This is a genomic window from Pseudomonas sp. AK181, assembly GCF_051122975.1.
GTDB lineage: Bacteria > Pseudomonadota > Gammaproteobacteria > Pseudomonadales > Pseudomonadaceae > Aquipseudomonas > Aquipseudomonas lactis.
Genome location: NZ_CP146348.1, coordinates 3457497 through 3478244, shown reverse-complemented (window position 1 = coordinate 3478244; position 20748 = coordinate 3457497). Strand labels below are relative to the sequence as shown.

Genomic DNA, 20748 nt, shown 5'->3' with positions numbered 1-20748 from the left:
AATGATCGTTCCCACGCTCTGCGTGGGAATGCCTACCGTGACGCTCTGCGTCACTTGGCGTAGGGCCAGGGCACGACGCGGAGCGTCCCGGGTTGTGTTCCCACGCAGAGCGTGGGAACAATTTCAAATCCTGTTAATCATCACAAGGGGATGTGGGCTGCTGCCAGCAGTTCTTTGGTGTACGGGTGTTGGGGCGATTCGAACACATCATGGCTCGCGCCACGCTCCACCACCTTGCCATCCTTGACCACGATCATGTCATGGGCCATGGCCCGCACCACCGCCAGGTCATGGCTGATAAACAGGTAGGTCAGCCCGTATTTGTCCTGCAGCTCGCGCAGCAGCGCCACCACTTGTTTCTGCACCGTACGGTCCAAAGCCGAGGTGGGTTCGTCGAGCAGCATCAGCGCGGGCTTGAGCACCAGGGCGCGGGCAATGGCGATGCGTTGGCGCTGGCCACCGGAAAACTCATGGGGGTAACGATGCCGGCTGGCGGGGTCCAGCCCCACGTCCTTGAGCACCTGGATCACTTGCGCTTCGCGGTCGGCCAGGCTGCACGGTGCGTGCACTTCCAGGCCCTCGCTGATGATCTGCTGCACCGACATGCGTGGGCTGAGGCTGCCATAAGGGTCCTGGAACACCACCTGCATCTGCTTGCGCCATGGGCGCATCTGCTGATGGTTGAGCGGGTCAAGGGCCTCACCCTGAAAGCGGATGCTGCCGCTGGAGTCGAGCAAGCGCAGGATCGCCTGGCCCAGGGTCGACTTGCCGGAACCGGACTCACCGACAATCCCCAAAGTTTTGCCGCGCTGCACGCTGAGGCTGATGCCGTCTACCGCGCGCAGGTAGGTCTTGGCCCGGAACAGCCCGCCGCCGAGAGGGAATTGCACGCTCAGGTCATTCGCTTCCAATACCGTCTCACGCGGCTCGCTGCACAGCACATCGCCCGAGGGCTCGGCGTCCAGCAGCAGGCGGCTGTAGGGATGCTGCGGTGCGGTGAACAGGGCCTGGCAGTCGGCCTGCTCGACGATTTCCCCGGCACGCATCACGCAAACCCGCTGGGCGATACTGCGCACCAGGTTCAGATCGTGGCTGATCAACAGCAGCGACATGCCCAAACGGTGCTGCAAAGATTTGAGCAGCAACAGGATCTTGCGCTGCACTGTCACGTCCAGCGCCGTGGTGGGCTCGTCGGCAATCAACAGTTCGGGCTCGCAGGCCAGGGCCATGGCGATCATCACCCGCTGGCGCTGGCCGCCAGATAATTGATGGGGGTAGGCCTTGAGCCGTTCCTGGGGTTTCTGGATGCCCACCAGCTCCAGCAGTTCGAGGATACGCGCCTGCGCCGCCTTGCCGCCCAGGCCCTTGTGCAGCAGCAGGGTTTCGCCGATCTGCTTTTCGATGCTGTGCAGCGGGTTCAGGGAGGTCATCGGCTCCTGGAAGATCATGGCAATGCGGTTGCCGCGCAATTTTTGCAGGGTGCTTGGTGAGGCGCCGATCAGTTCCTGGCCGCGATACTTGATCGAACCCAGGGTGTCGGTGCCGGCTTGCGGCAGCAGTTGCAGGATCGAATGGGCCGTCACCGACTTGCCCGAGCCCGACTCGCCCACCAGCGCCAAGCACTCGCCGGGGCGCACGTCCAGGCTCAGGTTGCGCACGACGGTCTGGCCGTTGAAAGCGACGCACAGGTCGCGGATTTCGATCAGGTTCATACGCAGTCACTCATGAGCGGGGGTCGAAGGCATCACGCAGTGCCTCGCCGATAAACACCAGCAACGACAGAATCAGCGCCAGGGTGAAAAACGCCGTCAGCCCCAGCCACGGCGCTTGCAGGTTCTGCTTGCCCTGGCCGATCAGCTCGCCCAGGGACGCGCTGCCGGCGGGCATGCCGAAGCCCAGGAAATCCAGGGCGCTCAAAGTGGAAATCGCCCCGGTCAAAATGAACGGCAAATAGCTGAGGGTCGCGGTCATGGCGTTGGGCAGGATGTGCCGACGAATGATCTTGCCGTCGCCCAAACCCAGGGCACGTGCGGCCTTGACGTATTCCAGGTTGCGCCCGCGCAGGAACTCGGCGCGCACCACGTCCACCAGGGCCAGCCAGGAAAACAGCGCCATGATCCCCAGCAACCACCAGAAATTCGGCTCGACAAACCCCGACAGGATAATCAGCAGGTACAGCACCGGCAGGCCAGACCACACCTCGAGGATGCGTTGGCCGAGCAAGTCCACCCAGCCGCCGTAGTACCCCTGCAACGCCCCGGCGGCAATGCCGATGACGGCGCTGATGGCGGTCAGCGCCAGGGCAAACAGGATCGACACCCGTGCACCGAAGATCACCCGCGCCAACACATCGCGGGACTGGTCATCGGTGCCCAGCCAGTTCACCGCCGACGGCGGGCTCGGGGCAGGGCGGGTGAGTTCGTAGTTGGGCGTGTCATCGCTGAACGGAATCGGTGGGAACAGCATCCAGCCGCCATCCTGCTTGATCAGCTTTTGCACGTAGTCACTGCGGTAATCCGCCTGGAACGGCAATTGCCCGCCGAACTGCTGCTCGGTGTAGCGCTTGAACACCGGGAAATACAGCTCGTTCTTGAAACTGAGCACCAGCGGCTTGTCATTGGCGATCAACTCGCCACCCAGGGTCAGTATGAACAGGCCGATAAACAGCCACAGCGACCACCAGCCACGCCTGTTTTTCTTGAAACGCTCGAAACGCCGACGGGCCACGGGAGAGAGATTGAGCATCAGGCGTTCCTCGCGGCGAAGTCGATACGCGGGTCCACCAGGGTGTAGCAAAGGTCGCCGATGAGTTTTATCAGGAGGCCGAACAGGGTGAAGATAAACAGCGAGCCAAACACCACCGGGTAGTCGCGGGACACGGCAGCTTCGTAGCTCATGCGGCCCAGGCCATCGAGGGAGAAGATCACCTCGATCAGCAGCGAGCCGGCAAAGAACACACTGATAAACGCCTGGGGAATCCCCGAGATCACCAGCAACATCGCATTGCGGAACACGTGACCGTACAGCACCCGGCGTTCGCTCAAGCCCTTGGCGCGGGCGGTGACCACGTACTGGCGGGTGATTTCATTGAGGAACGAGTTCTTGGTGAGGATGGTCAAGGTGGCGAACCCGCCGATCACCAGTGCCGTGACCGGTAGTACCAGGTGCCAGAAGTAGTCGGCGATCTTGCCCACGGTGCTCAGTTCGGCGAAGTTTTCCGAGACCAGCCCGCGTACCGGGAACCAGTTCAGCGAGGTACCGCCAGCGAACACCACGATCAGGAACATCGCAAACAGGAACGCCGGCATCGCGTAACCGATGACGATGGCCGTGCTGCTCCACATATCAAAGCTACTACCATGGCGCACGGCCTTGCGTATGCCCAGCGGGATCGACACCAGGTAGGTGATCAACGTGGCCCACAGGCCGAGGGAAATGGTGACGGGCATCTTTTCCAGGATCAGGTCAGTTACCGTTGCGCCTCTGAAGAAACTGTTGCCGAAGTCCAACTGGGCGTAGTTCTTGAGCATCAACCACAGGCGTTCCGGCGCGGATTTGTCGAAGCCGTATTGTTTTTCGATGTCCTTGATCAGCTTCGGGTCCAGACCGCGGCTGGCCCGCGAGCCGCTGATGCCTTCGCCGGATGCGCCCGCCACACCACCGCCGCCAATGCCTTGCAAGTGGGCGATGGCTTGCTCCACCGGCCCGCCGGGCGCGGCCTGCACGATCACGAAGTTCACCAACAGGATGATCACCAGCGTCGGGATGATCAGCAGCAGGCGCTGTACGATATAGGCAAACATCAGTGGGCCTCTCCGCGTTTTTTCAACTCAGCCTGCATTTGTTCGTTCGTCAGCGGGGTGGGGCTGACTTCCCACCAGGTTTCCAGGGCTTCGTCGTTCTTCGCCTCGATGGCCGGGCGCCCGAAACGGTTCCACCATGCGGCGGAGGTGCCCGGTGGGTAATAGTTGGGGATCCACAGGTAATTCCATTGCAGTACGCGGTCCAGGGCGTGGGCATAGGTGAGCATCTTCGCCTGGGTGTCAGCCTTGACCAGGCCATGGATCAGCGTATCGACGGCCGGGTCCTTGAGCACGATGTAGTTGTTGGCGCCCGAATCGAACGCGGCGGCAGAGCCGAAATAGTTGTACAGCTCCATGCCGGGCGAGGTGGTGACCGGGAAACCCGTGACGATCATGTCGTAGTCGCGGGCCATCAGCCGGTTGACGTATTGCGAGGAGTCGATGCGGCGGATATTCAGGGTGATGCCGATCTGCGCCAGGTTGCGTTTGTAGGGCAGCAACAGGCGCTCAAGGCCGTTCTGGACATTCAGAAAGGTGAATTCCAGCGGCTCGCCCTGGGCATTGACGAGTTTGTCGCCCACGGGTTTCCAGCCGGCGTCTTCCAGCAGGGCCAAGGCTTGCAGCTGTTTATCGCGGATCATGCCGCTGCCGTCGGTGACCGGGGCCTTGAACACCTGGGTAAACACCTCGTCGGGAACCTGCCCGCGCAGGGGTTCGAGGATCGCCAGTTCTTCCGGGGTGGGCAGTTGGCTGGCGGCCAGCGGGCTATTGGAGAAATAGCTTTGCTGGCGGATGTACAGGTTGCGCATCATCTGGCGGTTGGCCCATTCAAAATCCCAAAGCATCGCCAGGGCCTGGCGCACACGGCGATCCTTGAACATCGGTTTTTGCACATTGAACACATAGCCCTGGGCCGGCTGCGGCATCTCCTTGGCCAGGTGCGCGCGCTGCAGGCGGCCATCGTCCAGGGCCGGGCCGTTGTAGCCGATGGAGTAACCAGTGGCGGAAAACTCTCGGTTGAAGTCGTAGGCGCCGCCGCGCAGCACCTGGCGTGCCACTTCGGTGTCGCCGAAGTATTCCAGGCTCAGGTGATCGAAATTGTACAGGCCACGGCTGACCGGCAAGTCCTTGCCCCACCAGTCGGGGTCGCGGGTGAAGGTGATGGTGCTGCCGGAGTCGATCTTGCTGACCTTGTAAGGGCCGCTGCCCAGCGGAGCTTCGTAGCCGCCGCCGTTGGCAAAGTCGCGGGTCTTCCACCAGTGCTCGGGGAACACCGGCAAGGTGGCGATATCCAGGGGCAGGGTGCGGTTTTCGTTGCTGGAGAAGTCAAAGCGCACTTGACGTTCGCCTTCGACTTCGACGTGTTTGACGTCGGCAAACAACGTGCGATAGCGCAGGCTGCCTTGGGTCATCAACACGTCAAAGCTGTAGCGCACGTCTTGCGCGGTAATGGGCGTGCCATCGGCAAAACGCGCCTTGGGGTTCAGGTAGAAGCGCAGCGACAGGCCGTCGCCTGCGCGTTCCATCTTTTGCGCCACCAGGCCATAGACAGTGTAAGGCTCATCCAGCGAGCGCAACGCCAAGGGCGCGTACACCCAGCCGTCGACCTGGGACACGCCGATGCCTTTGTCGATATAGGGCAGCACATGGTCAAAGCGCCCCACCTCCAGCGCCGAACGCCGCAGGCTGCCGCCCTTGGGGGCGTTGGGGTTGGCGTAGTCGAAATGGCTGAAACCTTCGGCGTACTTGGCCGGCTCGCCGTATACCGTCAAGTAGGTTTGCGGGGCCGCGATCACCGCAGTGCTGGCCATTAGCAAGGCCAGGGTGGAACAGAGCAGAGATGAAAAAGCCAATCGCATTATCAGCCTTGAGCGCCGGGTAAAGAATAATAAGGATTTGTACGCTAACGGCCTGGGCATCGCCAGTCATCAGATGCACAACGGCCCACCAAAGGGCGGGCCGTTGTTTATAGCATCAGCGCAGATTGAATCAATCCTGGCGGCTGGTGACTTCCAGCAGGTGGTAGCCGAACTGAGTCTTCACCGGGCCTTGCACGGTGTTGACCGGGGCGCTGAAGACCACGGTGTCGAATTCCTTGACCATCTGGCCTGGGCCGAACGAACCGAGGTCACCGCCTTGGCGGCTGGATGGGCAGCTGGAGTTGGCTTTAGCGACTTCTGCGAAATCAGCGCCGCCTTCGATTTGGGCTTTGAGTTCGTTGCACTTGTCTTCAGTGGCAACGAGGATGTGACGGGCGGTGGCTTTGGCCATGGTGAGTAACTCCTAGAGTAAAAAACGGTGAGCGTACCGGATTCAGGCGGTTATTTCTCGGCAAAGTTCCACTGGGTTTTCAGTCGCCACTGTTTAGACCCTGCCGGTTCAAGGCAGCACGAGATAGTCGTTGCGCTGCACGATCGGTCGGTGCGCCGCTTGCACCAGGTGAATATAGCGGCCGTCCACCAGGTCGATGGGCAGGCAATCGTCGATATCCAGCACGGCGTCGGTGTGGGCCTGGGACCAGTGGCTGAGCATCTGCTGCTTGCCTTTGCGCATGGCCTCCTGTTTGTGATGGGCGACCACCAGCAGGTAGTGATGGGCTTCGCCGAAGCTATTGGCCTCGTAGCCGCCGAGGTTGATGAAGTACAGGCGCGGCGCATCGCCGTGGGGCGCCAGGTGGCTCAGTTCAACCTTCCAGCCGTCGACGCCATCGACGGCCATCCATGAATCGATGTGTACGCCTTTGGGGCTGCCAAACCAGGCGTCGCGTAATTGCGGGTAGGTGGCTTGCAGGGTGTCGGCCACTGCGAATACCACATCGTGTACTTCGATCCTGGCCCGTGGGTGCTTGCCCCCGAGCATGACGACAAACAGCATTACCGGTGTTTCCTGGGGAGTGGTGAGAGGGCAACCATACTGCGATTGAGCTGGTTTGTCCGGTTGTGATGGGGCCTGTGTGTCGCGACGCTGAGCCTGGGGGAGTGGGTTTGCCTGCGAAGACGGCCTGCCAGCCGACGCCTATCCACCTGGCACCCCAGGATCCAAATGTGGGAGCTGGCTTGCCTGCGATGACGGCCTCCCAGCCGACGCCTATCCACCTGACACCCCACAATCCAAATGTGGGAGCTGGCTTGCCTGCGATGGCGGCCTTCCAGCCAACACCTATCTACCTGATACCCCACAGTCCAAATGTGGGAGCTGGCTTGCCTGCGATGACGGCCTCCCAGCCGACGCCTATCCATCTGACACCCCACAATCAAACTGTGCGGGCTTGCTCGCGAAGGCGGCCTGCCAGTCAACACAGTTGGATTGTGTACATATCCATTCCTGCGGTAACGGCCGCTTAGGGTTCCGCCTGACGGCGGGTCACTTTGGAAAAGAGCCCCAAAGTAACCAAAGGGCTCTTGCCCCACCACTCGGCACCTCGCTTAGGCTCGGTGTGCCCGTAATCCGCCAGTGATTTGGGGGGCCGCCGCCACGCGCCATCCATGGCGCGGGGCGGCTAAACCGGCATCCCTGCCGGTTTACCCCCCAAATCCCTGTCGAATTCCGGCCAGCGTGGTTTAACGGGGCGCCTAAGATCAAAAGCAGATCAAGATCAACAGCGGCTCGCTTCGCATCGTGGTTACCGTTAACCCGTCACTGGGCTGCGCCAGTCATCCGAGCCGGACGTTCCGGCGACTTCGTGAGTCCAGATGATTTTGCGATAGGTGAAGTGCACGTCTTCCAGGTGGGTGAAGTGGGCGTTTTCTGGGTCCTGGCAGTTGGGCATGCGCGATTGGATGTCGACGATGGTGGCGCCTTCCAGTTCAATCGTGAAGTAGTGCTCCTGGGTTCCGGCCGAGGAGGTGCGCAGCCATTCCAGGCGGCAGGACACTTCTTCACCGGTGGTCAGGGCGCTGAAGAGCAAGGGTGAGGATTTATCGAAAACCTTGCTGATCATCAGCGGTTTATGCACGCGCTGACCGGTCGGCTGGCCCGACTGCGGGTCGCGGGGAATGATCACCTGATGAGCAAACGCCTGTACCAGAATCTGGTCCTCATGGCCTTCCTGATAAATGTTGCCTACCGAGTCCTGGGTAAATGTGCCTGCCGTAATCAAACCTTGTTTGACACCGGTGATGGAGAGGTACGCGGGTGTGGGCATGACGGGTTTCCTTGCCTGATTGAGTAGGTATTGCCGGGCAGCGAGAGCGCTGAGCGGGTAGAGGTCTATAACAAGAAACGTGCCTGAAAGTGTGAGGCTCAATGAAATAAGGGTGAAAAAGACTCAGCGTCCCTTATTGAGCGTTTGCTGTAGTGCTGCGGGTGGTTTTTAGCGTAATTAGTTGCACGTATATGCGCATTTAGTTGCTCACGTCATATGTTTGGTAAATGCATGGTTTTAGGCTGTGGATGATGGGTTTCGCTTGGGTTGGCTGCGCAAATAGCTGCGCAGGCCTTTATTTTCAGGTGATGTAGGATGTTTCTTAAGTTCCGTTCTGTTACTTGCTGATTGTTTTTTTCGTGGCTAAGGTTCGCTCACTTCGATGTGTTTTGAGCGGAAGTTAAAGGGCGGTTTAACAATGACGTTAATTTTGCCTACTTTACCTTGGATGGTTGTGTGCGCCCGAAAATGGTTTATTCAGAAAAGCAATATGCCTATTACTTAGACCTTGCACGGACAGCGTGTTCGCCAAGTAGTTTTGTTGGCTGCGATATGCGTTTCTCAAGCGAGTTTGAGGTGCTGGAAACCGAGCTGGGCAAGGCGCACTGCATTCATGGGGCGGGCCTGCCGGATTGGCAGAAGATCAGCGAAATCAGTGAGGGCATTCTGCGTGAGCATTCCAAGGATCTGCGCGTCGCCGCCTGGTTGACCTGGGCCCTGTACCAGCGTGATTCATTTGCTGGGTTGCTGGCGGGGCTCGGTGTGTTGCGTGAACTCTGCGAGCATCATTGGGCGCAGGTTTATCCCGTTAAGCTGCGTACCCGCATTGCGGCGTTTGGCTGGTTGGTGTCGCGCCTTGAACAAGCGTGTGCGCACAACGTCCCACTCGAGGATCAACGACCTTTATGCCAAGCGCTTCTAGAACACTTGGAGTGTCTTGATCGGCTATGGGGCGAACAGCTTGGCAGCGAGGCGCCGTTGCTGTTGCCGGTTCGCCGGCAGCTGTCGGCGCGTTTGGCCCAGGCTACAGCCGAACCTGGCGGCGTCGCGGGCGTCATTGCGCAGGTCAAGCCAACGCGAACTGCGCTGCTAGAGCCCGAGCAACCGCTCAATAACGAAAAAGACGCGCACAAACGGCTGCGCGCATTGCAGGAGCAGGCTCGGCCTTTATGTGCCTGGTGGTTGCGTCAGGATGCCACCGACCCGCGTGCCTTGCGCCTGGGCCGCACTCTGGCGTGGCTGATGCTCGTCAATTATCCCGATGCCAATAGTGAGCGGGTCACGGCGCTGCGCCCATTGGCTGGCGACAAGCGCAAGCGCTATCAAGACCGCTTCAGCCAAGGCCATTACGCCGATCTGTTGCTTGAGCTTGAGGTCAGCCTGGCCGGTGCGATGTTCTGGTTCGATGGGTTGCGCATGGCCTGGGAGTGCCTGGAGGCCTTGTACGCAGAGCTGGCCATGACCGAACTGGAAATGCAATTCGCTCTGCTGCTGCATCGCCTGCCGAACCTGCCTGAGTATCGGTTCGAGGACGGCACACCCTTTGCCGACCCCGCGACAAGCGAGTGGATCGCGCTTCACGTGATGCGTCACGTACGCAAGCCCGAGCCCTCCAGTGTTGTCGTCGACAGCGTAGCCCAGCCTTGGGAAGCGGCGTTGCAAGCGGTGATGCCCTGCCTGCGCAAGGACGGCCTCAAGGCTGCGGTGGGTGTGCTCAAGCAAGGGCTGCGGGCGGCGTGCGGTGATCGAGCGCGCTTTCATTGGCACCTGGCGCTGGCCAGGTTGTGTGTGGCGGCCGGCAAGCATGACCTGGCCAGGATCCAGCTGGAACAACTCGACCTGCAGTTGCAGCGCACGGGCCTGGAAAACTGGGAGCCGGAGCTGGCCGTGCAAGTCGGCCATCTGCTGTATCGCTGCTACGACCTGTTGCCACAAAACCAATCCGTACAAGACGCAAAAGACACCCTGCATCGCCGGTTGTGCCATTTCGACCTGGAAGCAGTACTTGAATAGTGCCTCATCAAAAAGGAAAAGCACCATGGCCAAAGACGGTTCGGTAGCCCCAAAGGAACGCATCAACATTACCTTCAAACCCGCCGTCGGTGGCGCTCAGGAAGACGTCGAACTGCCGTTGAAGCTGCTGGTGCTGGGGGATTTTTCCCTGCGCGCGGACCCGCGCAAACTTGAAGATCGCAAGCCCATCGGCATCGACAAGCACACCTTTGACGAGGTGTTGGCCAAGCAAGCATTGAGCCTGACGCTGAGCGTGCCCAACCGCCTCCAGGAGGCAGCCGATGTGGAAGAGTTGTCGGTCCAGGTGCGGATCAGCGCGATGAAGGACTTCAACCCCGCGAACCTGGTAGAGCAGATCCCGCAATTGCAAAAATTGATGGCATTGCGTGAGGCATTGGTGGCGCTCAAGGGCCCGCTGGGTAATACGCCCAGCTTTCGCAACGCTATCGAGCGGACGTTGGCCAATGGCGACTCGCGCGCACGAGTGCTCGCCGAATTGGGGCTGGATAGGCCCCAAGCCTGACATTTTCAGTAAAAGGACACTGACACCATGACCACGATTCAACACGGCCCGCAACCCGTACAGGTTATCGAAGGCGGTAGCATCCTCGATAACATCATTTCCCAGACATTGCTCAGCGCCGACGACGAGGCTTATGGCATCGCCAAGCGCGGGGTGTCGGCGTTTATCGCAGAGCTGGTCAAGCCTCATAATTGTGACGAACCGGTAAAGAAACGCCTGGTCGACCGGATGATCGCCGAGATCGATACCAAGCTCAGCGAGCAAATGGATGAGATTCTTCACCACCCGGAGTTCCAGGCACTGGAGGCTTCGTGGCGAGGCTTGCAGTTGCTGGTTGAGCGCACCGATTTTCGCGAGAACATCAAGATCGAACTGTTGAATGTCTCGCGCCAGGACCTGCTGGATGATTTTGAAGACTCCTCGGAAATTACCCAGTCCGGGTTGTACAAACACGTCTATAGCGCCGAATACGGCCAGTTTGGCGGCCAGCCGGTGGGCGCGATCATTGCCAACTACTTTCTTTCGCCCAGTGCACCCGATGTGAAACTGATGCAATACGCATCCAGCGTCGCCGGCATGGCCCACGCACCCTTTATCGCTGCGGCGGGGCCGAGTTTCTTCGGCTTGGAAAGCTTTACCGGGTTGCCCGACCTGAAGGATCTGCGGGACCATTTCGAAGGCCCGCAGTTTGCCAAATGGCAAAGTTTCCGGCAGAGCGAAGACGCCCGATATATTGGCCTCACCGTACCGCGCTTTCTGCTGCGCACCCCTTATGACCCCCTTGAATGCCCGGTCAAGACCTTCGCCTACCAGGAAAATGTGGTTAACAGCCATGAGCATTATTTGTGGGGCAATACCGCCTACGCCTTCGCCACTCGCCTGACCGATAGCTTTGCGCGCTTTCGCTGGTGCCCCAACATCATTGGCCCGCAAAGCGGCGGGGCGGTCGAAGACCTTCCGCTGCATCACTTCCTGAGCATGGGCGAGATCGAAACCAAGATTCCTACGGAGGTGCTGATTTCGGACCGGCGTGAGTACGAGCTGGCACAAGAAGGTTTCATCGCCTTGACCATGCGCAAGGGCAGTGACAACGCAGCGTTTTTTTCCGCCAGTTCCGTGCAGAAACCCAAATCTTTTGGCATCAGTGAGGAGGGCAGGGCGGCAGAGCTGAATTACCGCTTGGGCACTCAATTGCCCTACATGATGGTGGTCAACCGCCTGGCTCATTACCTCAAGGTGCTGCAACGGGAGCAGTTGGGCGCATGGAAAGAGCGCACGGACCTGGAGTTGGAACTCAACAAATGGGTTCGCCAATACGTGGCGGACCAGGAAAACCCCAGTGCCGAGGTGCGTGGGCGTCGCCCCTTGCGTGCCGCGCGCATTGTGGTCAGCGATGTCGAGGGAGAGCCTGGCTGGTATCGGGTCAACGTCACGGTACGCCCGCATTTCAAATACATGGGGGCAGACTTCACGTTGTCCCTGGTCGGCAAGCTCGATAAAGAATGAGCAGAGGCCAGGGCATGCTTGAGCACAACAGCCTTTTCGAACGCCTTGAGCGTGGTGCGTCTAACCCGGGCGCCGCCGTGGCGTCCATCGCCGCACATTTGGGGAAAATGCTCAGCACTCGTGCGGGCAGTGTCCGGACGCTGCCTGATTATGGCTTGCCTGACCTCAATGACATGCGGCTCAGCTTGCATGAATCCTTGAGTCAGTCGCGCCTGCATATCGAACGGTTTATCCAGGCCTATGAGCCGCGGCTGACGAATGTCCGTGTCAGGTTGTTGCCGGTTGTGCGTGACTCCTTGTCCCTGGCATTCGCCATTGAGGCTGAGCGGATGATTGAGGGGGCCCTGCATCCTGTGGTGTTCCACGCGCGCCTTACCGATACCGGGCGGGTTGAGGTCTGTGCCGATGGCGCTTGACCTTTATTTCCAAAGCGAACTCAGCGCGCTGCGCCAACTGGGGCGTCGTTTTTCGGAGCGTAATCCCGCCCTGGCGCCGTTTCTTGGCGAAGCCGGCCAGGACCCGGATGTCGAGCGCTTGCTGGAGGGCTTTGCATTCCTGACCGGGCGCCTGCGCCAGAAGCTGGATGACGAACTGCCGGAGTTGACGCACTCATTGATGCACCTGCTCTGGCCCCATTACATGCGGCCGATACCGGCCTTCAGCATCCTGCAATTCGACCCGTTGAAACGTGCCGGCCCCAGCGCCCGGGTGGCTCGGGACACCGCTGTGCAAAGCGCCCCCATCCAGGGAGAGCGTTGCCGGTTCCGCACCTGCTATGCCACCGACGTCATGCCGTTGCAGCTCAATGGCCTGGAATACAGATGCCAGGGCGAAGGGGCCTGGTTGGACTTGCGCCTGCGCATGAGTGTCGACGGCAGCCTCAGTGAGTTGATATTCGATTCGCTGCGACTGCACCTGGCCGGTGACCATTACATCAGTCAGGGCCTGTATCTGAGCCTACTGCGCCACCTGGAGGGCATCAGTCTGCAGCTCGTGGATCACGATGGTCTGCCGATCAACGCCGGCGATGGCCAACCCGTGACGCTGCGGCTCAATGCCAACCAGGTCCGGCCGGTGGGGTTTGCCCCGGACCAGGCGTTGATTCCTTATCCGCAGAACACCCTGGAGGGTTATCGGCACCTGCAGGAGTACTTCGCGTTTCCCGAGAAGTATTTGTTTGTCGATGTCGAAGGCCTGGAGGTGTTGCACACGTTGTCTCACGAGTTGCTCCGGCAGGCGCACGGCCTGGTGATGCGTTTCGAACTTCGCACCCAGGGCCGTGAGCCCCTGCGTCCTACCCTGGATAACGTAAAGCTGTATTGCACGCCCATCGTCAACCTGTTTACCCAGGATGCCGTTCCCATTCGCCTGGACGGTAAACAGGACGAGTACCTTCTGGTGCCTGGGGAATACACGCCGGGCAATGCCAGCGTATTTTCCGTGGATAAGGTCACCGGCTGGCGCCCTGGTGGTTTGGGCTATCAAACCTACGTGCCGTTCGAGTCGTTTGAACATGATTGCAACAGTGAGCCTTTGGCGGCACCGCCCAGCTACAGCATTCGCCAACGTTCGTCGGTCCAACATGCCGGGCTCGACACCTGGATGGGGTTCGGCAATCGCCGCGAACAGGGCCAGGAAACCCTGTCGGTCGAACTGACCTGTACCAATTGCAATCTGCCACGGCAATTACGTGCAGGCGACATCAACCAGCCCGGCGAACAGACACCGGAGTCGTTGACGTTCCGCAATATCACCGCGCCAACGGCGAGCTACGCGCCGCCCCTGGACCAGAATTTTCTGTGGAAGCTCATCAGCAACATGTCGCTCAACTATTTGTCGTTGACCGATATCAACGCCTTGAGAGTGATTCTCGAAACCTACGACCTGCCGCGTTATTACGATCGCCAGGCGCTGAAGGTCAGCCAGAAGAGACTCGGGGCGTTGCGCGCCATCCGTCATGAGGCGATTGATCGCCTGCATCGTGGGTTACCCGTGCGAGGTGTGCGGGTCGATCTGACCGTCGATTCCCAGGGCTTTGTCGGTCAGGGCGACTTGTTTGTATTCGCTTCGGTCCTCAATCAGTTCTTTGCGCTTTATGCCAGCCTCAATTCTCATCACGAGTTGCGTGTCATCAGCACACAAGGAGACGTGTATCTATGGCCATCCCGGATCGGGCAGCAACCCCTGCTCTGAATCAACTTTGCCGGGGTATCCGTGAATACACGCTATTCCAAGCGGTTTTACAGGTCACCGAGCGATTGCGTGAGGCTCATCCGCTGCTGGATGAGGACGCGCTGTACGACCAGTTGGAGTTCCAGGCCAACCCTGGCTTGGGGTTTGCCGCGCACGATATTGACCGAGTGGAGTTCTTTATGGAGCACGGACAGTTGCGCGCACGCCTGCGCCTCAATGTGCTGGGGTTATTTGGCGCCGGGTCCCCACTGCCTGCGTTTTATGGTGAGCAGGCATTTGCCGAACAGCCGGGCGGCAACCCGACTCGAGACTTCCTCGATCTGTTCCATCATCGCCTGCACCGGCTGATGCTCCCGATCTGGCGCAAGTACCGCTATCGGGCGTGTTTCCGGGCAGGCGCCAATGATGGTTTTTCCGAGCAGATGTTTGCCTTGACGGGGCTGGGTGGTGCCGCGATCCGTGGCGCTTGCCAGCTCGATTGCAAGCGCTTGCTGCCCTACCTGGGCCTGCTGAGTGTGCGTGTGCACTCGGCGGCGTTGATCGAGTCGGTCCTGCGTTACTACTTCAAGCACGACGCGTTGTTTATCGAGCAGTGGGTTGAACGCCAGGTCGAGGTCAGCCAGGTACAGCGCAATGACCTGGGACGGGCCAACAGTGTGCTTGGCGAGGACCTGGTGCTGGGGCGACGCGTCGCTGACCGCAGTGGCAAGTTCAGGGTGCATGTCCGCGCGTTGGGGTGGCAGCGTTTTCACGACTTCCTGCCCACGGGACAGGCCTGTCAGCCGCTGCGCTCGCTGGTGCGCCTGACCCTGCGCGATCCATTGGAATACGACCTGCGTCTGGTAATGGCACAGGCGCAGATCAGAGCCCTGCACATTGGCGAAAACACGGTTTGCCGCTTGGGCTGGACCACCTGGTTGGGGCGCGAGCGGGCCGATGGCGTCGTCACGCTAACCGGCAATTTTCATTAGGGATAAATGGACATGATGAACAGGGATTTGCAACACATGATCGACGCACTGTCTGCCTGTTTCGCACGCTTGGGGTTCGAGCGTGATGAACACGCGTTACCTGACGTATGTGTCAGCGCGGCGGCCCGGCTGAGCCAGTGCGACGTCAGCCAGTTGTACCTGCTCGATGAAGTGACCGGCGGGCTTGAACTGATCGGCCAACATCTTGCCCAGGTGCCGTCACTCGCCGTAGTGCCTTCACGGCCTGGTCAGCATTCCCGACAGTTGCTGCACGACACCTTGACCCAGGGCACAGCGTTGAGCCTGGAGGATGTGCAAGGCAGCGGCCATGACACGGGTTTCCTGCCAGCATTGGCGACACCTTGGCGGGCACTATTAAGCGTGCCGCTGTTCAACCGATGCGAACGCATGACTGGTGTGCTGGTATGCGCCAGCCAACACCCGGCCCAGCTGCAAAGCTACGCTCCCTCCTTGGGGCATTTAGGCAGCTTCGCCGTCAACCAGTTGCGCGCACTGCGCGATGGGCAGCCCAACGTTGGCACACAGCCCGAATGCAACACACCCTTGGCTGGCGCATACGGCTTGATTGGCACCAGCGCGGCGATGGAGCAGGCGTGCCGGCTGATCAATAAAGTCTTGAATACCCCTTACACCTTGCTACTGCAGGGCGAGACCGGCACGGGCAAGGAAGTGGTGGCCCGGGCCATTCACGCGGCCGGGCCGCGCAAGGCCAAGGCTTTTGTGGTGCAAAACTGCGCGGCGTTCCCGGAAGGGTTGCTTGAAAGCGAGCTGTTCGGTTACCGCAAAGGCGCGTTCACGGGTGCCGAACGCAATCACGCGGGGCTGTTCGACACCGCACATGGCGGTACGTTGCTGTTGGATGAGATCGGCGATATGCCGCTGCCCTTGCAAGCCAAATTGCTACGGGTATTGCAGGAGGGGGAGGTTCGCCCGCTGGGTGCCAGTGCGGCACACAAGGTCGACGTGCGCATCATTGCCGCGACCCACCGCAACCTCGCGGCGATGGTCGCCGAAGGGCGCTTTCGTGAAGACCTCTATTACCGACTGGCTCAGTTTCCCATCACCTTGCCGGCCCTGCGCGAGCGAGACGGCGATGTGCTGCAACTGGCGCGCCATTTCACGGGCAAGGTGTGCGCAGCGTTGGGCAGGCCACCTGTCGAGTGGTCGAATACCGCCCTCGATCAGCTCTCCAGCCACGGTTTTCCCGGCAACGTGCGCGAGCTCAAATGCCTGGTGGAGCGCGCCGTGTTGTTGTGTGACGACCGCGTAATTCGGCCCGAGCACCTGGCGCTGCCCCTGGCACCAAAGCCGGCCACTCCCGATGACGTGACGCTGCGCCAACGTATGGAGCGAGTGGAGCGCACGTTCCTGCTCGACTGCCTGCACAAGAACCACGGCAATCGCACCCGTACCGCGCGGGAGCTTGGGGTCGCCCGGCGTACCCTGCTTTACCGTCTGGCCCGTTTGAACATTCCCTTTGGTGATGCCCGGGAGGAACGCTGAATGACGCACTCGATTTTTACTGGAGGAGAAGCCTGATGCCTGATCGTCCGTGGCACGTCGTCGTGCTGGTGATGTGTTTGTTGGGGGGCTGTAACGCCAACTATGTGTTCGATGATGCCGAGTACCACCCCTTGGGTGATCCGCAGGCGATCATTCGTGGCCGCTGAAAGGAGAGGGCATGAAGCTGCAGCTTGTGTTTGAGGTCTGCGCGTGCGAAAGCGACAAGAGCCTACTTTTGGCCCGCAAAGTATTTGACGGTGCAGGCGGCGTGATCGGGCGCGGCCCTGGATGTGACTGGGTGATCCCTGACGCCAGCCGCGTACTCTCCAGCCATCATGGGTTGATCGGTTACCGTGAAGGCCGTTATTTCCTCACGGATATCAGCCGCAACGGTATAGGACTGGCCAACAGCCCTGAGCGCCTGCGCAAGGGGCAGGCGCGATTGATCAGTGACGGTGACGTCTTCGAGCTGGGGGTGTTGACGATACGTGCGCGCCTGCTGGAATCGACGCGACCTAGCGAGGAGTTGCTGACGCCCGCGGCAGTACCGATCCCCGATGACGCTTTCCTGTCGCTGGACCCGCTGCACGGCTTGGAGCTTGATCGCCAGATGCAGGCCACCTCGGATGATCTGGAGGCCTTGAACAAGAGCGCCGATGAGCAAGCGATATGGGCAGATCACTTTGGGGCCGATAGCGAGCACGTGGCATTGCCGCGTCAGCAAGCCCCTTCGATAGAGGTTGGCGCCGTACCCGCTGTTGCGATGACACCGGCGACCGACGAGGTGTTCTGGTCACAATTTGCCGCGGTCCTGGGCGTCGACCTTACGGCCCTCGACCCGCTGGCCCGGGAGGCACTGGCGATCAAAGTGGCACGCTTGTTTCGGGTGACGATCGAAGGGTTGCAACACGGTTTGCGCACTCGGGAAGAACTGAATAACGAATTGGGTACGGCGGCGTTCGCCAGTCAGGGCATGGGCCAGAACCCCTTGAAAGTGTATCGCGACACCGATGCTGCGTTGGCCGCGATGCTCGATACCCGGGAGTTGGGGCAACTGCCTGCCGTGCGCGCCATTGCCCAGGTGCACCGAGAACTGCAGGTGCATCAGATTGCGCTGCTGGCCGCCTGTCGAAGCGCCATACGTAACGCCCGCGCGGCCTTTGAGCCCAGCCACCTGTTGGGGTGCTTTGAGTCCCAGGGCAAATCGGCCGGGTTTTTCTCCGATGGCGGGCATTGGCGGGCCTACCAGCGTCACTACCAGCGTGTGGTGGAGCAAGAACAGTTGAATGATCGCCCGTTGGGCGGCGACTTCGCCAAAGCCTATGAGGAGCAGTTGCGCCTGCTCTCCAGCCTGCACATTGATTTTCCAGGATGATAGTCATGTATCGAGCCACCCTTGTTTCGCTGTTGCTCTTGTGCGGGCTATTGGCGGGCTGCAGCGCCGTCTCACCATTCTCCACGCTGACCAAGCTGGATGTGGCGCTGACCGCCAGCGAGCACGTCAACCCGGACCTGCACGGTCGTCCTTCTCCCGTGGTGGTGCAGTTGATCGAACTGCGCCATGGCGTCGCCTTTGAACATGCCGACTTCTTCAGCCTGTATGGCAATGCGCAGCAGGCGCTGCCCAAGGACTGGGTCGCCAGCGAGGAGGTTGAACTGCGCCCGGGTGACCGGCTGGCGCTCAAACTGCGCATCGCTCCTGAGAGCCGTTTTGTGGGAGTGCTGGCCGCTTATCGAGACTTGCCCCATGTGCAATGGCGGCTGCTGGTGCCCTTGACGGTGCAGCAACGCAACCATGCCGAGCTGGTGCTGGACCAGGGCGGTATACGTGTTGCTGAGCCGCTCGCTGCTGTGGAGACGCAATAACATGCAGGTTCATAAAGTCATCTGGCAGGAAGGCATGCTGTTGCGGCCACAGCACTTGCAGCACAACGACCGTTATTACCAGCAGCAGCTCAATCAGACCCGCCTGCTGGGCAGTGACACCTGGGGTTTACTCACGCTTGAACTCAATATGCAGTACCTCAAGCTGGGCAAGCTGGTGGTCAACCAGGCCAGTGGCGTGTTACCGGACGGCAGCCTGTTTGAATTGAATGCCGCCATGGAGCCGCTGGTGCTGCAGGTGCCAAAGGATGCAGGCACGCAAGGGGTTTACCTGGCGCTGCCGCTGGCCAGCGGCAGTCACCTTGAGGTCCGCCAGCCTGCGCAAAGCGAGGTGTTGGCGCGCTACCTCAGCTGTGAAGTGGAAGTGGGAGACTCCAACGTGGGCGTGGATACGCGTTGCCGAATCCACTGCGCGCGCCCGGATTTACGTCTTGTGCTGGGTGAACAGCCGGGTGACCAGCACTTCGTCAAGCTCAAGGTGGCCCAGGTACTGGACGCCAGCAGTGAAGGCGGCGTGAGTCTGGATACGGCGTTCATCCCGACGTTTATCTTCGTGCAGGAGCACGGGTACGTGGCGTCGTGCCTCAAGGAGGTAATTGGCCTGCTTGCCAGCCGGGGCGATGCCATCGCGGCGCGCATTCGTGGCGAAAGCACAGCCGCAGGCACGCACATCGCCGATTTCCTGATGCTGCAAGTGATCAATCGTAGCGAGCTGGAACTGCGCCACTGCCTGAGCCAGGCGCGGGTGCGACCCGAAGCGGTGTTCCGTGCGCTGGTGTCGCTGCTTGGGGAGCTATCAACCTTCACCACTGACAGCAAACGCGCGCAGTTGAATGTTCATTACCAGCACGGTGATCAGGGCGCCAGTTTTCGCGCTCTGATGGCGCAGCTGCGTATGGCGCTGTCGGTGGTGCTGGAGCAACAGGCGATGGAGTTGACATTGCAGCCACGCCAATACGGCGTTCTGGTATGCCCGGTCAGCGAGTTGAAACTGCTGGGCACCGCCACCTTCATCCTGGCAGCCACCGCGCAGTGTGAGGCGCATGAACTACGCCAGCGCCTGCCGGCACACCTGAAAGTCGCGCCGGTTGAGCGCATACGCGAGTTGGTCAACCTGCACTTGGCCGGTATCAAGGTCAAACCCTTGCCAGTGGCGCCGCGACAGATTCCGTTCCATGCCGGCAAGACCTATTTCATGCTCGATATGAGCCCCCGTGATATCGCGCAGCTGGAGCAGTCGGGTGGTTTCGCTTTCCACGTAGGGGGTGAATTCACCGGGCTTGAACTCGACTTCTGGGCCATCAGGAACTGAATGCCATGGACAGTGAATACACCCAGGATGAAAAAACCGTCCTGCTCGACCGGGAGACTCATGAGCCTGCCCAGGGGCCGTTGACGGATTTCCCGTCGCCGCCGCGCTATGAACAGCTGGAAGACCGCATGATCTACGCGGGCCACCGGCTCGATACCCAGAGCTTTCAGGCAGGGCTCAACCCGCTGGTTGCCGCAGCCTGGGCGGTATTGTTTGAAGTTATAGGGCTCAGGGTCTGCTCCGGCCGTGAAAACCTGGGCACGCTCAACGATCGGTTAGCGTTGGCGGTGACTCAGTTCGAGACCCGCGCCTTGCAGGGCGGCGTGGAGAACAGCCAGGTCATGTCGGCGCGCTATGTGTTGTGCAGCGTGATCGATGAGGCGGTGGTGACGACCCCGTGGGGGGCGCAAAGCGAATGGTCGAAGATGAGCCTGTTGAGCCGCTTTCATAACGAAACCTTTGGCGGCGAAAAAGTGTTCCAGTTACTGGAGCGCCTCACGCGCGACCCGGTGAAGCACCTGGCGATGCTGGAGTTGCTGTACCTGTGCCTGTCTCTGGGGTTCGAAGGCAAATACCGGGTGATGGAACGGGGTGTGCCGCAACTTGAGGCGGTGCGCGATGCGTTGTATCGCCAGATCAGGCATGTACGCGGGGAACCGGCGGCGGTAGCACTACTGCCTGCCCAGCCAAAGGCCGAACGGCGCAAGCGGGTGCGTGTCATCCCTGCCACCTGGTGGGTCGGCCTCACCTTGGTATGTGTGCTGGCGATGTACACAGGGTTTGCCTGGGTACTGAGCAACGAGCGTACGCACGCGCTGCAACCCCTTCAACTGTCGGCGTCGGATCTGCTCCGCACGCCTTTGTAAACGCTGGGA

Annotated in this window: 19 protein-coding genes; 12 read left to right on the top strand and 7 right to left on the bottom strand. The window is 60.4% G+C overall.

The features are described 5' to 3' along the window. Positions 1–140: 140 nt before the first annotated feature. The 7 genes from V8689_RS15870 to V8689_RS15840 form a co-directional block, all read right to left on the bottom strand. A complete protein-coding gene (locus tag V8689_RS15870) occupies positions 141–1712 on the bottom strand; it encodes an ABC transporter ATP-binding protein (protein WP_056788139.1) in 1572 nt (523 codons plus the stop codon). Between the two features lie 10 nt (positions 1713–1722). Beyond that, positions 1723–2745 (bottom strand): ABC transporter permease, encoded by a 1023-nt coding sequence (locus V8689_RS15865; protein WP_032896898.1) that lies wholly within the window; start codon positions 2743–2745, stop codon positions 1723–1725. Then, positions 2745–3803 carry a microcin C ABC transporter permease YejB gene (locus tag V8689_RS15860; protein ID WP_056788142.1) on the bottom strand — a complete coding sequence of 353 codons (1059 nt, stop codon included), beginning with the start codon at positions 3801–3803 and terminating at the stop codon, positions 2745–2747. Before V8689_RS15860 ends, V8689_RS15865 begins: the two co-directional genes overlap by 1 nt. Next, on the bottom strand, positions 3803–5662 hold the full coding sequence (locus V8689_RS15855; RefSeq protein WP_056788144.1) for an extracellular solute-binding protein: 1860 nt from the start codon (positions 5660–5662) through the stop codon (positions 3803–3805). The genes V8689_RS15860 and V8689_RS15855 overlap by 1 nt, the downstream gene beginning before the upstream one ends. A 130-nt stretch (positions 5663–5792) precedes the next feature. Beyond that, positions 5793–6074, bottom strand: a complete 282-nt coding sequence (locus tag V8689_RS15850; protein WP_003208024.1) for a peptidylprolyl isomerase — start codon at positions 6072–6074, stop codon at positions 5793–5795. Between the two features lie 108 nt (positions 6075–6182). Further along, a complete protein-coding gene (locus V8689_RS15845; RefSeq protein ID WP_056788147.1) occupies positions 6183–6677 on the bottom strand; it encodes a DUF1543 domain-containing protein in 495 nt (164 codons plus the stop codon). A gap of 754 nt (positions 6678–7431) precedes the next feature. Next, the gene (locus V8689_RS15840) at positions 7432–7947 is read right to left on the bottom strand and encodes an Hcp family type VI secretion system effector (protein ID WP_056788150.1); all 516 of its coding nucleotides are present in this window, start codon (positions 7945–7947) and stop codon (positions 7432–7434) included. 468 nt (positions 7948–8415) lie between these two features. Here V8689_RS15840 and tssA point away from each other — a divergent pair, with 468 nt between their 5' ends. From tssA to icmH, 12 genes are read left to right on the top strand one after another with little or no spacing between them, the layout of a single operon-like run. Next, positions 8416–9960 (top strand): type VI secretion system protein TssA, encoded by a 1545-nt coding sequence (gene tssA / locus V8689_RS15835; RefSeq protein ID WP_056788153.1) that lies wholly within the window; start codon positions 8416–8418, stop codon positions 9958–9960. A 25-nt stretch (positions 9961–9985) separates the two neighbouring features. After that, the gene (gene tssB, locus V8689_RS15830) at positions 9986–10483 is read left to right on the top strand and encodes a type VI secretion system contractile sheath small subunit (RefSeq protein WP_056788156.1); all 498 of its coding nucleotides are present in this window, start codon (positions 9986–9988) and stop codon (positions 10481–10483) included. 27 nt (positions 10484–10510) lie between these two features. Further along, positions 10511–11989, top strand: coding sequence for a type VI secretion system contractile sheath large subunit (gene tssC / locus V8689_RS15825; RefSeq protein WP_434520571.1), 1479 nt, complete (start codon positions 10511–10513; stop codon positions 11987–11989). Positions 11990–12003: 14 nt separating this feature from the next. Next, the gene (gene tssE / locus V8689_RS15820) at positions 12004–12405 is read left to right on the top strand and encodes a type VI secretion system baseplate subunit TssE (protein ID WP_056788163.1); all 402 of its coding nucleotides are present in this window, start codon (positions 12004–12006) and stop codon (positions 12403–12405) included. Continuing rightward, complete coding sequence (gene tssF / locus V8689_RS15815) at positions 12395–14182, top strand: type VI secretion system baseplate subunit TssF (protein WP_056788165.1); 1788 nt, start codon at positions 12395–12397, stop codon at positions 14180–14182. The genes tssE and tssF overlap by 11 nt, the downstream gene beginning before the upstream one ends. Beyond that, positions 14146–15153 (top strand): type VI secretion system baseplate subunit TssG, encoded by a 1008-nt coding sequence (tssG, locus tag V8689_RS15810; protein ID WP_056788168.1) that lies wholly within the window; start codon positions 14146–14148, stop codon positions 15151–15153. The genes tssF and tssG overlap by 37 nt, the downstream gene beginning before the upstream one ends. A gap of 12 nt (positions 15154–15165) precedes the next feature. After that, positions 15166–16677, top strand: coding sequence for a sigma-54-dependent Fis family transcriptional regulator (locus V8689_RS15805; RefSeq protein WP_434520570.1), 1512 nt, complete (start codon positions 15166–15168; stop codon positions 16675–16677). Positions 16678–16712: 35 nt separating this feature from the next. Continuing rightward, positions 16713–16844, top strand: coding sequence for a hypothetical protein (locus tag V8689_RS15800; protein WP_032896909.1), 132 nt, complete (start codon positions 16713–16715; stop codon positions 16842–16844). A gap of 11 nt (positions 16845–16855) precedes the next feature. Then, positions 16856–18052: a type VI secretion system-associated FHA domain protein TagH gene (tagH, locus tag V8689_RS15795; RefSeq protein WP_056788171.1), complete on the top strand. Its 1197-nt coding sequence runs from the start codon at positions 16856–16858 to the stop codon at positions 18050–18052. 5 nt (positions 18053–18057) lie between these two features. Continuing rightward, a complete protein-coding gene (gene tssJ, locus V8689_RS15790) occupies positions 18058–18543 on the top strand; it encodes a type VI secretion system lipoprotein TssJ (protein WP_056788173.1) in 486 nt (161 codons plus the stop codon). Between the two features lies 1 nt (position 18544). Further along, positions 18545–19873, top strand: coding sequence for a type VI secretion system baseplate subunit TssK (gene tssK, locus V8689_RS15785; RefSeq protein WP_056788176.1), 1329 nt, complete (start codon positions 18545–18547; stop codon positions 19871–19873). Between the two features lie 5 nt (positions 19874–19878). Continuing rightward, positions 19879–20739 (top strand): type IVB secretion system protein IcmH/DotU, encoded by an 861-nt coding sequence (gene icmH / locus V8689_RS15780; RefSeq protein ID WP_056788179.1) that lies wholly within the window; start codon positions 19879–19881, stop codon positions 20737–20739. The last annotated feature ends 9 nt before the right edge of the window (positions 20740–20748 follow it).

Coding starts and splice junctions, on each gene's coding strand:
- V8689_RS15865 (WP_032896898.1), bottom strand. CDS start 2,745: ATGCTCAATCTCTCTCCCGTGGCCCGTCGGCGTTTCGAGCGTTTCAAG.
- V8689_RS15800 (WP_032896909.1), top strand. CDS start 16,713: ATGCCTGATCGTCCGTGGCACGTCGTCGTGCTGGTGATGTGTTTGTTG.
- tssE (WP_056788163.1), top strand. CDS start 12,004: ATGCTTGAGCACAACAGCCTTTTCGAACGCCTTGAGCGTGGTGCGTCT.
- tagH (WP_056788171.1), top strand. CDS start 16,856: ATGAAGCTGCAGCTTGTGTTTGAGGTCTGCGCGTGCGAAAGCGACAAG.
- tssC (WP_434520571.1), top strand. CDS start 10,511: ATGACCACGATTCAACACGGCCCGCAACCCGTACAGGTTATCGAAGGC.
- V8689_RS15860 (WP_056788142.1), bottom strand. CDS start 3,803: ATGTTTGCCTATATCGTACAGCGCCTGCTGCTGATCATCCCGACGCTG.
- tssF (WP_056788165.1), top strand. CDS start 12,395: ATGGCGCTTGACCTTTATTTCCAAAGCGAACTCAGCGCGCTGCGCCAA.
- V8689_RS15855 (WP_056788144.1), bottom strand. CDS start 5,662: ATGCGATTGGCTTTTTCATCTCTGCTCTGTTCCACCCTGGCCTTGCTA.
- tssB (WP_056788156.1), top strand. CDS start 9,986: ATGGCCAAAGACGGTTCGGTAGCCCCAAAGGAACGCATCAACATTACC.
- V8689_RS15850 (WP_003208024.1), bottom strand. CDS start 6,074: ATGGCCAAAGCCACCGCCCGTCACATCCTCGTTGCCACTGAAGACAAG.
- tssJ (WP_056788173.1), top strand. CDS start 18,058: ATGTATCGAGCCACCCTTGTTTCGCTGTTGCTCTTGTGCGGGCTATTG.
- tssK (WP_056788176.1), top strand. CDS start 18,545: ATGCAGGTTCATAAAGTCATCTGGCAGGAAGGCATGCTGTTGCGGCCA.
- V8689_RS15805 (WP_434520570.1), top strand. CDS start 15,166: ATGATGAACAGGGATTTGCAACACATGATCGACGCACTGTCTGCCTGT.
- tssA (WP_056788153.1), top strand. CDS start 8,416: ATGGTTTATTCAGAAAAGCAATATGCCTATTACTTAGACCTTGCACGG.
- V8689_RS15840 (WP_056788150.1), bottom strand. CDS start 7,947: ATGCCCACACCCGCGTACCTCTCCATCACCGGTGTCAAACAAGGTTTG.
- V8689_RS15870 (WP_056788139.1), bottom strand. CDS start 1,712: ATGAACCTGATCGAAATCCGCGACCTGTGCGTCGCTTTCAACGGCCAG.
- icmH (WP_056788179.1), top strand. CDS start 19,879: ATGGACAGTGAATACACCCAGGATGAAAAAACCGTCCTGCTCGACCGG.
- V8689_RS15845 (WP_056788147.1), bottom strand. CDS start 6,677: ATGCTGTTTGTCGTCATGCTCGGGGGCAAGCACCCACGGGCCAGGATC.
- tssG (WP_056788168.1), top strand. CDS start 14,146: ATGGCCATCCCGGATCGGGCAGCAACCCCTGCTCTGAATCAACTTTGC.